The organism is Thiomonas sp. 13-64-67 (assembly GCF_002282795.1).
In the GTDB taxonomy this organism is placed as follows: domain Bacteria; phylum Pseudomonadota; class Gammaproteobacteria; order Burkholderiales; family Burkholderiaceae_C; genus Thiomonas; species Thiomonas arsenitoxydans.
This window is the reverse complement of the sequence record NZ_NCKP01000022.1, coordinates 28,969-41,433: the sequence shown is the minus strand read 5'-3', so window position 1 is coordinate 41,433 and position 12,465 is coordinate 28,969. Positions and strand designations below refer to the sequence as shown.

The following is a 12,465-nucleotide window of genomic DNA, read 5'->3' as shown; positions in this document are numbered from 1 at the left end:
GTTTCAGACGGGAGCGCCACATGGTGGGCTATAAGTGGTTCGAATCGCTGATGGAGCAGGCCAACAAGCTGCTTCATGTGTTCATGGCCGTCGTGCTGCTCGTGGCCAGCCTGCTGCTGATCTGGCAGTTCGGGCAGGACGTGGTGCAGACCGTGCGCTCCGGCGCGGTGGCGCAGGGGTTTTTGCATGCGCTGGGCAATCTGTTCATCCTCTGGGTGCTGTCTTCGCTGATTTCCGCCGAAATCCGTTACATGCGCACCGGCAATTTTTCGGTGCTGGTGTTCATCGAGGCAGCGCTCATCACTTTGTTGCGACAGCTCATCATCATTCCGGTCGAGAGCCAGGGGCAGTTGCAGAACTGGGCCTGGACTTACGGCCTGATCACCGCGGCGGTCGTGGCGGTGGGCATCACTTACTTTCTGGTGCGCCGGGTGATGCCGGTTGAGCAGGAAGCAGACTCCGGAAGTTGATTGACTACCGAAAAGTACTGAATCTTTCGCTTTCTTATTCCATTCACTTCCTGCTATCTCATCAATAGACTCATGGCCTGAAATGCCCCGCATCGTTCGCCGGGCGCCCCAACGAGGAGAGGGAATCATGGCCAGAATGCGCGCGGTGGATGCCGCGGTTTTAGTGCTCGAAAAAGAAGGTGTGCATCAGGCCTTCGGCGTGCCGGGTGCTGCGATCAATCCGCTGTATTCCGCGCTGCGCAAGAACGGCCACATCGCGCATGTGCTGGCGCGCCACGTCGAGGCTGCGTCGCATATGGCCGAGGGCTACACCCGCACCGCGCCGGGCCATATCGGCGTATGCATCGGCACTTCCGGCCCGGCGGGTACCGACATGATCACCGGGTTGTATTCGGCCATTGCCGACTCCATTCCCATTCTGTGCATCACCGGCCAGGCCCCGCGCGCGCGGCTGTACAAGGAAGACTTTCAGGCGGTGGACATCGAGTCCATCGCCAAGCCGGTGTGCAAGTGGGCGGTCACCGTGCGCGAGCCCGCGCTGGTGCCGCAAGTGTTTCAGCAGGCGTTCCATGTGATGCGCTCGGGCCGTCCGGGGCCGGTGCTGATCGATCTGCCGCTGGACGTTCAGCTCGCCGAAATCGAATTCGATCCCGACACCTACGCGCCGCTGGCGGTGTACAAGCCCACGGCGACCAAGGCGCAGATTGAAAAGGCGCTGGACATGCTCGAAGCGTCCGAGCGCCCGCTGATCGTCGCGGGCGGCGGCGTGATCAATGCCGATGCCACCGATCTGCTGGTGCAGTTCGCCGAGTTGACCGGCGTGCCGGTGATTCCTACGCTGATGGGCTGGGGCGCGATTGGCGACAGCCACCCGCTCATGGCGGGCATGGTCGGTCTGCAAACCTCGCACCGTGGCGGCAACGCCAACTTGCTGGCTTCCGACCTGGTGCTGGGCATCGGCAACCGCTGGGCCAACCGCCACACCGGCTCGCCCGAGGTGTATGCCAAGGGCCGCAAGATTCTGCATGTGGACATCGAGCCCACGCAGATCGGCCGGGTGTTCATGCCCGATTACGGCATCACCTCCGATGCCAAGGCGGCGCTCGAACTGTTCATTGCCGTGGCGCGCGAGCGCAAGGCGGCGGGCAAGCTCAAAGACCGCAGCGCCTGGGCGAACGCCTGCCGCGAGCGCGTGCAGACCCTGTTGCGCAAGTGGGACTACGACCAGATTCCCATCAAGCCCCACCGCGTTTACAAGGAGATGGTCGAGTTTTTCGACGCCAACACGCGCTATGTCACCACCATCGGGCTGTCGCAAATCGCCGCGGCGCAGTTGCTCAAGGTGGAAAAACCGCGCCACTGGATCAACGCCGGCCAGGCGGGCCCGCTGGGCTGGACCATGCCCGCCGCGCTCGGCGTGCGTGTGGCCGATCCGACCGCGGACGTGGTGGCCATTTCCGGCGACTACGACTTCCAGTTTCTCATCGAGGAACTGGCGGTGGGCGCGCAGTTCAAGCTGCCCTACATCCACATCGTGGTCAATAACTCCTACCTCGGCCTCATTCGCCAGGGCCAGCGCCAGTTCGACATGGACTTTTGCGTGCAACTCTCGTTCGACAACGTCAACTCGCCCGAAGTCAGCGGTTACGGTATCGACTTCGTCAAGGTGACCGAAGGGCTGGGCTGCAAGGCCATACGCGTGTTCGACCCCAACCAGATTCAGCCCGCGCTGGCGCAGGCGCGGCAGTTGATGAAGGAGTTTGCCGTGCCCGTGGTGGTTGAAATCATTCTGGAGCGCGTGACCAATATCTCCATGGGTGGTGAAATCGACGCCATCACCGAATTCGATCCTGTGATTGATCTCGTTCCTGCAGAGGCCTGAACCATGCCCAAATTTGCTGCCAACCTCACCATGCTCTTCACTGAAGAGCCTTTCATCGACCGTTTTGAAGCTGCCGCCAAAGCCGGTTTCAAGGCGGTGGAATTTCTCTTTCCCTACGCCCACACCGCGCAGCAGGTGCGCAACGCCGCGCAGCAAGCCGGTGTGCAGATCGTGCTGCACAACCTGCCCGCGGGCGACTGGGATGCGGGCGAGCGCGGCATCGCCTGCCTGCCCGACCGGGTGGATGAATTCCGCGAGGGCGTGGCCCGCGCCATCGACTACGCCACTGCGCTGGGCGTCACCCAACTCAACTGTCTGGCGGGCAAGGCCCCGGCGGGCGCCGATCCTGCCGTGCTGCGCGCCACCTTGGTCGGCAACCTGCGTTACGCCGCAGCGCAACTCGGCGCCCACGGCATCCGTCTGCTGATCGAGCCGATCAACACCTTCGACATTCCCGGTTTTTACCTGCACGGCACGGCGCAGGCGCTGGCCCTCATGGACGAGGTGGGCAGCGACAATCTGTTCCTGCAGTACGACATCTATCACATGCAGCGCATGGAAGGCGAGCTGGCGGCGACGATGCAAAAGCACCTGCCGCGCATCGCCCACATTCAGCTGGCCGACAACCCCGGGCGCAACGAGCCGGGCACCGGCGAGATCAACTACGCCTTCCTGTTCCAGCACCTCGACCGTATCGGCTACACCGGCCACATCGGCTGCGAATACAAGCCCAAGACCACCACGACCGCTGGGCTGGGCTGGCTGGCCGGGCTGTAAACCCAACCCCACGTTCACAATAAAACGGAGATCGACATGGCAACACTGGGATTCATCGGACTGGGCATCATGGGCACGCCTATGGCGGGCCATTTGCTGGCGGGCGGGCATACGCTGTACGTCCACACCCGCAGCAAAGTGCCGCAAGCCCTGCTCGACGCAGGCGCCAAGCCTTGCGCCAGCAATGCCGAAGTGGCGCAGAAGGCCGACATCATTTTCACCATGGTGCCCGACACGCCCGATGTGCAGCAGGTGCTGTTCGCCGACGATGGCGTGGCCCAGGGACTGACGCCGGGCAAGATCGTGGTGGACATGAGCTCCATCGGCCCGGTGGAAACCAAGGACTTTGCCCGCAGAATCAACGCGCTAGGCTGCGAGTATCTCGATGCGCCGGTTTCCGGCGGCGAAGTGGGCGCCAAGGCCGCGAGCCTGACCATCATGGTCGGCGGCAAGCAAAGGTGGCCAACCAGATCATCGTCGCGCTCAACATCCAGGCCGTGGCCGAGGCGCTGCTGTTCGCCAGCAAGGCCGGGGCCGATCCGGCCAAGGTGCGTCAGGCGCTGATGGGCGGCTTTGCGGCGTCGCGCATTCTCGAAGTGCACGGCGAGCGCATGGTCAAGCGCACTTTCCAGCCGGGCTTTCGCATCAACCTGCACCAGAAAGATCTGAACCTGGCGCTGTCGGGTGCGAAGCAACTCGGCGTGGCGCTGCCCAGCACGGCCGTGGCGCAGCAACTCATGTCGGCCTGCGCCGCCAACGGCATGGACGGGCTCGATCACTCCGCGCTGTGCCGTGCGGTGGAGCTGATGAGCCACCACACCATTGCGCCGGACGCCTGAGACGACCGCTGCGACTGCCCCATGACCCTGCCCAGCGCCGCCGACCAGCCCGTCGCGTTGCCCAAGGGCCGCACCCTGGTGATCGGCGCGGGCAAGGCCAGCGGCGCCATGGTCGAGGCGCTGGATGCGCTGTGGCCGCAGGACGCGCCGATTTCCGGGCTCGTCGCGACGCGCTACGGGTATGTGCCGCCGGCGCTGCGCGGCAAGCCGGGCCGCATCGAACTGGTCGAAACGGCGCACCCCGTGCCCGACGCCGCAGGGGAAGCGGCCGCGCGGCGCATGCTGGCGCTCACCCAGGGTCTCACCGCCGATGATCTCGTCGTCTGCCTCATCTCCGGCGGCGGCTCGGCGCTGCTGCCTCTGCCCGCCGAGGGGCTGACCTTGGCCGACAAACAGCGCATCAACCGCGAACTGCTGATGAGCGGTGCCACCATTGGAGAAATGAACTGCGTGCGCAAGCACCTCTCGGCCATCAAGGGCGGACGGCTTGCCGCCGCCTGCGCCCCCGCACAGGTGCTCACGCTGTTGATTTCCGATGTGCCCGGCGACGATCCCGCCACCATCGCCAGCGGCCCTACCGTGCCCGATCCCACCACCTGCGCGCAGGCGCTGGAAATCATCGAGCGTTACGGCATCGGCATTCCCGCGAGCATCCGCGCCGGGCTGCAGAGCGGCGCGCTGGAGACGCCCAAGCCGGGCGACCCCGTGTTCAGCGGCAACCGCGTCGAACTCATCGCCACCCCCAGGCAGATGTTGCAAGCCGTGGCGGACGCCTGCGCCCAAGCGGGCATTGCCGCGCACATCCTGGCCGACGACATGGAAGGCGAATCGCGCGACATCGCGCTGGCGCATGCGGCGCTGGCCCGCAGCGTTGGCGCTGGCCCTCGACGGCGAGGCGGGCGTCTGGGCGCTGGCCGGAGACACCGACGGCATCGACGGCAGCGAAGACAACGCCGGCGCCTGGATCACGCCCGACACCCTCATCCGCGCCCGCGCCGCCGGGCTGAACCCCCGCACTGTGCTCGACGGCCACGACGCCTACTCCCTGTTCGCCGTCATCGGCGACCTGCTGGTGCCAGGGCCGACCTACACCAACGTCAACGATTTCCGCGCCGTGCTGGTGCTTTGATTCCTTCGTAGAAGCCCCGCGGTAAAACCTGTTTACAGCGCATGCTGGCATACTGAGGCGACATGTTCTCCGGAGGTCGCCATGCCGCATCGCCATGCCGCAGTCTGCCCCATCCAACGATCCCTTGCGTCCGCCGCCGCCACGCCGCGTGGGCTGGTTGGTGGCGGTGTTGTTGATTGTGGCGCTGGTCGTGCTGGGCTATGCCAACCGAGGGCGTCTGCAACAGTGGACGCAGGCCTGGATGGGCCATACGGCCGCTGTACCCACGGCAGCCTCCGCCCCCGCAAAGATAAGCAGCGCGCCCGCCGCGCCCAGCAGTGCGCCCCAGCCTGCGGCCTCGGTGGCATCAGCGCCGCTGCAACTGCCCGCCAGCACGGCCTCGCTGCCCGCCTTGCACCGCAGCGATGCGACGGTGCTGCAAGAGCTCGGCGCCTTGCTCGGCAAGCCTGGGCTGGCCTGGCTGGTGCCGCGCCAACTCATCCTGCACTTCGTTGCCCGGCGCGCTGCGCACCACGGGGCAGGGGGCCGATCTGGCCATCGCGCCGGACAATGCCCGCCGCTATGCGCCTTATGTGCAGATGCTCACCGCCATCTCACCGCAGCGCGCCGCGCAGCTTTATGTGCAGCTCTACCCGCTGTGCGAGCAGGCGTGGCGCGAGCTGGGGCATCCCAAAAGCGCTTTCAACGATCGCCTGCTGGCCGTGATCGCCAATCTGCTGCAGGCGCCCGAGCCGCAGGGGGCGGTGCTGTTGCGCCAGCCCAAGGTGCTCTACACCTATGCCGACCCGGCGCTCGAAGCCGCCCCGGCGGGGCAGAAAATCCTCATGCGCATGGGGCTGGAAAACGAGCGCGCGGTCAAGGACTGGCTGCGTCAGTTCCGTCAGGATTTGCAGGCGCAGATGCAGCCTGCGGCAACAGCGCCTTCGCCTGCGCAATGAAGTTGCGCAGCGGCGGCTGCGGGTCATCGCGCCGCCACACCAAGAGCACCTCGGTGCTGGCCTGCACATCGGCCAGCGGCCGGTAGGCGACCCAGGGCAACTGGGCGCGCTGCATCGACGCGGCGACGATGCCCACGCCCAATCCAGCCGAGATCAGCCCGATGAGGGTGGGCATTTCGTGCACTTCCTGCGCGATGTGCGGGTTGAATCCGGCCTGGGCGCACAGCGCCAGCGTCTGTTGCCGCAGACCGGCGCCCAGGCTGGCGCTGTAGATCACAAAGGGTTGATCGCGCAGATCGTTGTTGCGTGGTGCGGATGAAACCCAGATCGAGGCGGTGCGCGAGCAGGTCGTCGATCTGCGATTGCGAAGGCTGCTCGCGCAGATCGAGCGCGACCTGCGGCCAGGCGGCGCGAAAGTCGCGCAGCAGCCGGGGCATCACATCGGTGAAGGGCATCGAGCCGGCAAAGCCCACGGCCAGCCTGCCGGTCTCGCCGCGGCCGACCTGCCGGGTCTGCGCAACGGCGTGTTCCACCGCGTCGAGAATGCTGCGCGCCAGCGGCAGCAGGGCGTCGCCGGCGGCCGTGCGCTGCACTCCGCCGCGCCCACGGGTGAACAAGGGCACGCCGAGCTCGGCTTCCAGCGCCTGGATCTGCTGGCTCAGCGGCGGTTGCGAGACGTGCAGGCGCTGCGCGGCTCGGGTGAAGTGGCGCTCTTCGGCCACAGCGACGAAGTAGCGCAGATGGCGCAAGTCCATATCGAAAACAGATCAGAGTTTTAGAAAATGATATTTCACCTATCAAACAGGCGGACTTAAGCTGTGATGAGGCGGGGCGAGCTGGCCTAGCCGTATCGCCCCCGAATCATCCCGCCCATGTCCACCACCGCTGTGTCCCCATCGCTTCAGGATGCCGCAGGCCCGCCCGAGTGGCTGCGCCGCGCCGCGGTGACGGCGGCGGGCATGTGCGCGTTTTTCACCATGTACCTCACGCAGGGGCTGCTGCCCAGCCTGCAGTCGGTGTTCCACGCCAGCGTGGCCGAGCTCAGTCTGACCATCACCTTCACCACCCTGGCGGTTGCGGTGGCGGCGCCGTTTTCAGGCATCGCGGCAGACCGCTTCGGCCGCAAGCGGGTGCTGCTGGCCTCGCTCGCGGGGCTAGGGCTGTCCACCCTGCTGGCGGCCACGGCGACCTCGCTGCACGGCCTGCTGGTGTGGCGGGCCATCGAAGGTTTGTGCATTCCCGGCGTGTTCACCGCGACGGTGGCCTATATCAGCGAGGAATGGCCGCCCTCCGAAGTTCCGGCGGTGACCGCGCTCTACATCTCGGGCTCAGTGGCCGGAGGCTTCAGCGGGCGCTTCATCGCGGGCATGGTCACCGCGCACGCGGGCTGGCAGGCGGCCTTCGTGGTGCTGGGGGCGATCAATCTGCTGTTTCTGCTGCTCATCGCTCGCGGCTTGCCGGCCTCGCGCCGGTTTGCGGCAAGCCGCGGCGGGGTGCGCGCTGCGCTGTCCGGCTTCGCTTTGCATCTGCGCAACCCCAAACTGCTCGGCACCTACGCCATCGGCTTTGGCATTCTGTTCTCGCAGGTCTGCACTTTTACCTATGTGAGCTTTCATCTGGCGGCGCCGCCCTATGGCTTTGACCTCAAGGATCTGAGCCTGCTGTTCACCGTGTATCTGGTGGGCATGGTGGCCACGCCGCTGGCGGGCAAGCTAGCGTGGAAATTTGGCAAGCGGCGGGTGTTCGTTGCGGCGGTGGCGCTGGGCAGCGGGGGCATGTTGCTGACCCTGCTCAGTCCGGTGTGGGCCATCGTGCTGGGGCTGACGCTGAGTTCCGGCGGCGTGTTCATCGCGCAGTCGATGGCTACGGCGCAGGTGCCCGCGCTGGCGGGTCAGGCGCGGTCAGCCGCCGTTGGGCTGTATGTGCTGTGCTACTACGTGGGCGGCAGCGTGGGCGCTTTCGGCCCGGCCTGGGTGTGGGCGCACGCGGGTTGGGCCGGGTGTGTGGCGCTGGTGCTGATTGCTCAACTGGCCATCGGTGTGGCGGCTTGGCGGATTTGGGCTACACCAGCCGCGCGATCACGTAGGCGAGGAAAGACAGCAGGATGCTGGAGCCGAAGGGAAATAGCCATTCCCGGCCGAACAGTTTGATAGTGAAGTCCAGCGGCATGCGGCCGATGCCGAAACGGCGCAGATGGGGCAGCAGCGCCGAAAACACGATGGACGCGAGAATGAAAACGATCAGCCAACGCATGGTCGGCTCTACAGCGTATGGGTGCGGTCGCCGCGCGCGAAGCCGCGCAGGGCGTGCGCGTCCACCCCGCGGCCCAGGGCGATGACTTTGAACAGTTCGCCCATTTCGCTCTCGTTCAACAGTTTGTTGACGGCGGCGGTCTGCCGCAGGTAGTGCGAGCCGCCGGGCGCGGTTGTGGCCGCGCATAGGGCGGCGGCGCTGCTCGGAGCGACCGGCGGCGGCCCGGCGGCCAGTTCGGCGGCGACGAGATCGAGCAGGCCGCAGTTCATCAAAAAACTGGCCTGGCTGGTGTAGCCCAGCACATCGAGCCCGGCGTCTTGTGCGGCCAGGGCGATGGCGGTGAAGTCGATGTGCGAGGTGATGTCGGCCAGCCCCGGCCACAGCAGCACGTCGTCGAGCACGCGGTGGCGGTAGTGCGCCTGCAGCGTGCCCATGTGGCGCTGCGGGTGGTAGTACTCGCGTTGCGGAAAGCCGTAGTCGATGAACAGCGCCGCGCCGCGCGCAAGTCGGTCGGCCAGGGTGCGCACGAAGGCCAGCGCCTGCGGGTGGATTTCGGTCACGGTGCCGATGGGCAGGGCGTGCGCTTCGGGGGTGGGGGGCAGCAGGGCGGTGGCGCGGTCGGCAAAGACCAGATCGTCGCCCTCTTGCGCCACGCCGCGTTCCATCCAGCCGCCTTCGTGTCTGTGCAGTATTTTCACGGGCATGGCATCGAGCACTTCGTTGCCGATGACCACGGCCTCGAACGTCTCGGGCAAGGCCGTCCACCACTGCACGCGATCAAACAGATGGGGCACGGCGCTGCGCAGCGTTTGCATCTGCCGGTGCTTGAGCGCGCCGGAGACTTCGACAATGGCGTAGTGCCGCGGCGCGCAGCCCAGATGATCGAGTTCGCCCAGTATCTGCGTGGCGAGTCGGCCCGAGCCCGCGCCGAATTCCACCACGGTGTGCAGATCGCCCTGCTGCAGCACTTGTGCCACCTGAGCGGCCAGGGTGCGGCCGAACAGCGGGGACAGCTCGGGTGCGGTGACAAAGTCGCTGTCGCTGCCGAAGTCGCCAAACTGTCCGGCCTGCCCGGTGTAGTAGCCCAGGCCGGGTGCGTAGAGCGCCTGTTGCATATAGGCATCGAACGGCAACCAGCCGCCTCCCGCATGCAGAGCAGCCCTGATTTGCGCCAGGAGTTGCGCGCTGCGCTCCAGCGCCATCGGGGCGGGCGCCGGTAGACTTGCCGACTGTTCGTTCATCAAGACATTCTAGAAAGCATGCCGCCCGACGCCACAACCCTTCCCGTTACCCGACCCAAGGTGCTGGTGACCGGCGCCGCGCACCGGCTCGGGCGGGAAATCGCCTTGCATCTGGCCGCACAAGGCTGGGATGTAGCGGTGCACTATCACCGCTCGAAGTCGGCGGCCGACGCGGTTTGTGCCGAGGCGCGGGCGCTGGGGGCGCAAGCCGCAGCCGTCGGCGTCGACCTGTTCGACCCCGCCGCCGCGCGAGACCTGTTGCCGCAGGCTGTCGCAGCCTTGGGCCGGGTGGACGCGGTGGTGAACAATGCGGCGTTGTTCGAGTTCGACGACGCGCAGCACTTCAGCGTGGAAGCGGCGCAGCGTCACTACCAAGTCAACACCATCGCCCCGGTGCTGCTGGCGCAGGCGCTGCATGCGCAGTTGAGCGCGCGCGGCGCGCAGGGCTGCGTGGTCAATCTGCTCGATCAGAAGCTCGCCAATCCCGATCCGGACTATCTCTCCTACACCCTGTCGAAAGCGGCGCTGCAGGCAGCCACCGTGGCGCTGGCGCAGGCGCTGGCGCCCGTGCTGCGGGTGGTGGGCGTGGCGCCTGGCCTGATGCTGCCTTCCGGCCCGATGACCGACGATGAATTCACCCGCGTGCACAGCCGCACGCCCTTGCAGCGCGGCAGCACGCCGCAAGACGTGGCGCAGGCTGTGCATTTTGCGCTGCAGGCCCGCGCCATGACCGGCGCCACCCTGCTGGTCGATGGCGGCCAGCATCTCGCGGGCACCGGGCGCGACGTGCTGTTTGCCGCGCGCGATCAGGCGCTCCGTTAATTCAAGGAATCTCACCATGTTCAGTGCCCTGTCGCACCCCGCCCTGCGCGCTTGCCGCCGCCTGTTTCTGCAGAACTACGAAGTCAACATCAATATCGGTGTGCACGAGTTCGAGAAGCGGGGCGAGCAGCGTGTGCTCATCAATGTCGATCTGTTCATACCGCTGGCCATGTCCACCCCGCAGCAGGACAAGCTCGACGAAGTGGTCGATTACGACTTCATGCGCAGCGTGATCGCGGCGCGTATTGCGCGCGGCCACATCCATCTGCAGGAAACCCTGTGCGACGACGTGGCGCGCATCATGCTTGAACATCCGCGGGTGAAGGCCGTGCGGGTGTCGACCGAAAAGCCCGACGTCTATCCTGATTGCGAGAGCGTGGGCGTGGAAGTGTTCCATGTGAAGGATTTGCAGCCATGAGCGCTCCGCACGGCCGTTCCGAAGGGGCGCTCAACTCCCCCGGGGAGTCGAGCGAAGCGAGGAGGGTAGTCTCGTCTGACACCTCAGCCGAGTCGCCGCAGGCCGCCGCCACTTATCGCGCCGCCCATAAGGCCTTGTTCGAGAACAACAAGCTCTCCAAGCGGCTGCACCGCCTGATCGGGCAGGCCGTGGTGGACTTCAACATGATCGAGCAGGGCGACAAGGTGATGGTCTGCATGTCCGGCGGCAAAGACAGCTACGCCCTGCTCGACATTCTGCTGAGCCTGCGCGAACGCGCGCCGATCGACTTCGATCTGGTGGCCGTCAACCTCGACCAGAAGCAGCCCGGCTTTCCGCAAGAGGTGCTGCCCGACTATCTCAAGAGCCGAGGTGTGCCCTTTCACATCGAGGAGCAGGACACCTATTCCATCGTCAAGTCCATCATCCCCGAGGGCAAGACCACCTGCGGATTGTGCTCGCGGCTGCGGCGCGGCATTCTCTACCGCGTGGCGGGCGAACTGGGCGCGACCAAGATCGCGCTCGGCCACCACCGGGACGATATTCTCGAAACCTTTTTCCTCAATCTGTTCTTCGGCGGCAAGCTCAAGGGCATGCCGCCGAAGCTGGTGAGTGATGACGGCAAACACGTGGTCATCCGCCCGCTGGCCTATGTGGAAGAGGCCGATCTGGAGCGCTGGGCCGAGTTGCGCGCCTTTCCGCTCATTCCCTGCACTTTGTGCGGCAGCCAGGAGAATGCGCAGCGCAAACAGGTCAAGGCCATGCTGCGGCAATGGGAGCGCGAGACGCCGGGCCGCACGCAGACCATGTTCAACGCGCTCACGCAGGTAGTGCCTTCGCATCTGGCCGACCGTAGCTTGTTCGACTTCGCGAGCTTGCGCGCCACCGGGCTGCCCGACCCGATGGGCGACATCGCCTTTGATGCGGAACCTTGCAGCGGCGCAGGCGAACTCCCGCGCGCACAATCCGTCCAATGGTTTTGAAGTAGAGGAGAACAGGCCATGCGCTCACCTAACAGCCTAACCCGCCTTTGGCATTCCGCCCGCATCGGCCTGTTGCTGGTGCCCGCGCTGCTGCTCGGCGGCTGCGCTAGCCTGACAGATTTGCGCGCCACCGTCGTCACCCCCAACCCCGCGCCGCAAGCGCTGGTGGGCGCCCAGGTGCAGGTGCAGGCCGCGCCCGGCAATGCCGACAGCGCCGACGCCTACACTCTGCAGTCCGCCGTGCTCGACGCCATGACCCAGGCCGGCATGGTGCCCTTGCTGGGCACACCGGCGCCCTATACCGCGCGCTACGCCTACACCGTGCGTCTCGATCTCGAAGCCACCTACGGCCCTTCGGTCTGGCCTCCGCCCGTGCTGCTGCCCAACGGCGCGGTTTATTTTCCCGGAGGCTGGGGCGGCTGGGGAGGCGGGATGTTCGGCTGGATGCCGCCGCCCAACTATTACGAGCGCAGTCTCTCGCTCGAAATCCGCGACACCGCCACCGGCGCTCTCATCTGGCAGTCGCACGCCAGCACCGGCGGTTACGAACGCGGTCTGGCCTCGGTGGCCCTGCCGCTGGCGCAAGCCGTGCTGCGTGGATTCCCTTCGGAGTACGGCGAGCACAAGGTGCTGTTCCCGCGCTGAGGGCGGAACGGATCGCACATTAAACAAAATGTCACATTTGCAACTTATGG

12 protein-coding genes and 3 pseudogenes are annotated in these 12,465 nt (G+C 66.0%); 11 read left to right on the top strand and 4 right to left on the bottom strand.

The window, feature by feature from the left end:
- Positions 1 to 20 precede the first annotated feature (20 nt).
- From B7X30_RS07690 to B7X30_RS07670, 5 genes and pseudogenes are all read left to right on the top strand, one after another.
- Entirely contained in the window at positions 21 to 470 is a 450-nt protein-coding gene (locus B7X30_RS07690) for a phosphate-starvation-inducible PsiE family protein (protein ID WP_286730116.1), read from the top strand.
- A 127-nt stretch (positions 471 to 597) separates the two neighbouring features.
- Positions 598 to 2,352: a glyoxylate carboligase gene (gcl, locus tag B7X30_RS07685; RefSeq protein WP_156053629.1), complete on the top strand. Its 1,755-nt coding sequence runs from the start codon at positions 598 to 600 to the stop codon at positions 2,350 to 2,352.
- Between the two features lie 3 nt (positions 2,353 to 2,355).
- On the top strand, positions 2,356 to 3,129 hold the full coding sequence (gene hyi / locus B7X30_RS07680; RefSeq protein ID WP_286730115.1) for a hydroxypyruvate isomerase: 774 nt from the start codon (positions 2,356 to 2,358) through the stop codon (positions 3,127 to 3,129).
- A 36-nt stretch (positions 3,130 to 3,165) separates the two neighbouring features.
- Positions 3,166 to 3,968: pseudogene (locus tag B7X30_RS07675) on the top strand (NAD(P)-binding domain-containing protein).
- 21 nt (positions 3,969 to 3,989) lie between these two features.
- Positions 3,990 to 5,097, top strand: a pseudogene (locus B7X30_RS07670) (glycerate kinase type-2 family protein).
- Between the two features lie 346 nt (positions 5,098 to 5,443).
- Here B7X30_RS07670 and B7X30_RS07665 read toward each other — a convergent pair.
- Entirely contained in the window at positions 5,444 to 5,611 is a 168-nt protein-coding gene (locus B7X30_RS07665) for a hypothetical protein (protein WP_286730114.1), read from the bottom strand.
- Here B7X30_RS07665 and B7X30_RS07660 point away from each other — a divergent pair.
- Positions 5,589 to 6,035: a DUF3014 domain-containing protein gene (locus B7X30_RS07660; protein WP_286730113.1), complete on the top strand. Its 447-nt coding sequence runs from the start codon at positions 5,589 to 5,591 to the stop codon at positions 6,033 to 6,035. The genes B7X30_RS07665 and B7X30_RS07660 overlap by 23 nt on opposite strands.
- Here B7X30_RS07660 and B7X30_RS07655 read toward each other — a convergent pair.
- Positions 5,953 to 6,790: pseudogene (locus B7X30_RS07655) on the bottom strand (LysR family transcriptional regulator). The gene B7X30_RS07660 and the pseudogene B7X30_RS07655 overlap by 83 nt on opposite strands.
- A 117-nt stretch (positions 6,791 to 6,907) precedes the next feature.
- Between B7X30_RS07655 and B7X30_RS07650 the strand changes: the two are divergent.
- Positions 6,908 to 8,185 (top strand): MFS transporter, encoded by a 1,278-nt coding sequence (locus B7X30_RS07650; RefSeq protein ID WP_286730112.1) that lies wholly within the window; start codon positions 6,908 to 6,910, stop codon positions 8,183 to 8,185.
- Here B7X30_RS07650 and B7X30_RS07645 read toward each other — a convergent pair.
- The gene (locus tag B7X30_RS07645) at positions 8,097 to 8,288 is read right to left on the bottom strand and encodes a DUF2905 domain-containing protein (protein WP_286730111.1); all 192 of its coding nucleotides are present in this window, start codon (positions 8,286 to 8,288) and stop codon (positions 8,097 to 8,099) included. The genes B7X30_RS07650 and B7X30_RS07645 overlap by 89 nt on opposite strands.
- An 8-nt stretch (positions 8,289 to 8,296) precedes the next feature.
- Positions 8,297 to 9,529, bottom strand: coding sequence for a class I SAM-dependent methyltransferase (locus tag B7X30_RS07640; RefSeq protein WP_286730110.1), 1,233 nt, complete (start codon positions 9,527 to 9,529; stop codon positions 8,297 to 8,299).
- 18 nt (positions 9,530 to 9,547) lie between these two features.
- Between B7X30_RS07640 and B7X30_RS07635 the strand changes: the two genes are divergently transcribed.
- From B7X30_RS07635 to B7X30_RS07620, 4 genes are read left to right on the top strand one after another with little or no spacing between them, the layout of a single operon-like run.
- Entirely contained in the window at positions 9,548 to 10,351 is an 804-nt protein-coding gene (locus B7X30_RS07635) for an SDR family oxidoreductase (protein ID WP_286730109.1), read from the top strand.
- Positions 10,352 to 10,367: 16 nt separating this feature from the next.
- Positions 10,368 to 10,769 carry a dihydroneopterin aldolase gene (locus B7X30_RS07630; protein WP_013107245.1) on the top strand — a complete coding sequence of 134 codons (402 nt, stop codon included), beginning with the start codon at positions 10,368 to 10,370 and terminating at the stop codon, positions 10,767 to 10,769.
- Entirely contained in the window at positions 10,766 to 11,770 is a 1,005-nt protein-coding gene (gene ttcA / locus B7X30_RS07625) for a tRNA 2-thiocytidine(32) synthetase TtcA (protein WP_286730108.1), read from the top strand. Before B7X30_RS07630 ends, ttcA begins: the two co-directional genes overlap by 4 nt.
- Before the next feature lie 18 nt (positions 11,771 to 11,788).
- Complete coding sequence (locus B7X30_RS07620) at positions 11,789 to 12,415, top strand: DUF4136 domain-containing protein (RefSeq protein WP_286730107.1); 627 nt, start codon at positions 11,789 to 11,791, stop codon at positions 12,413 to 12,415.
- The last annotated feature ends 50 nt before the right edge of the window (positions 12,416 to 12,465 follow it).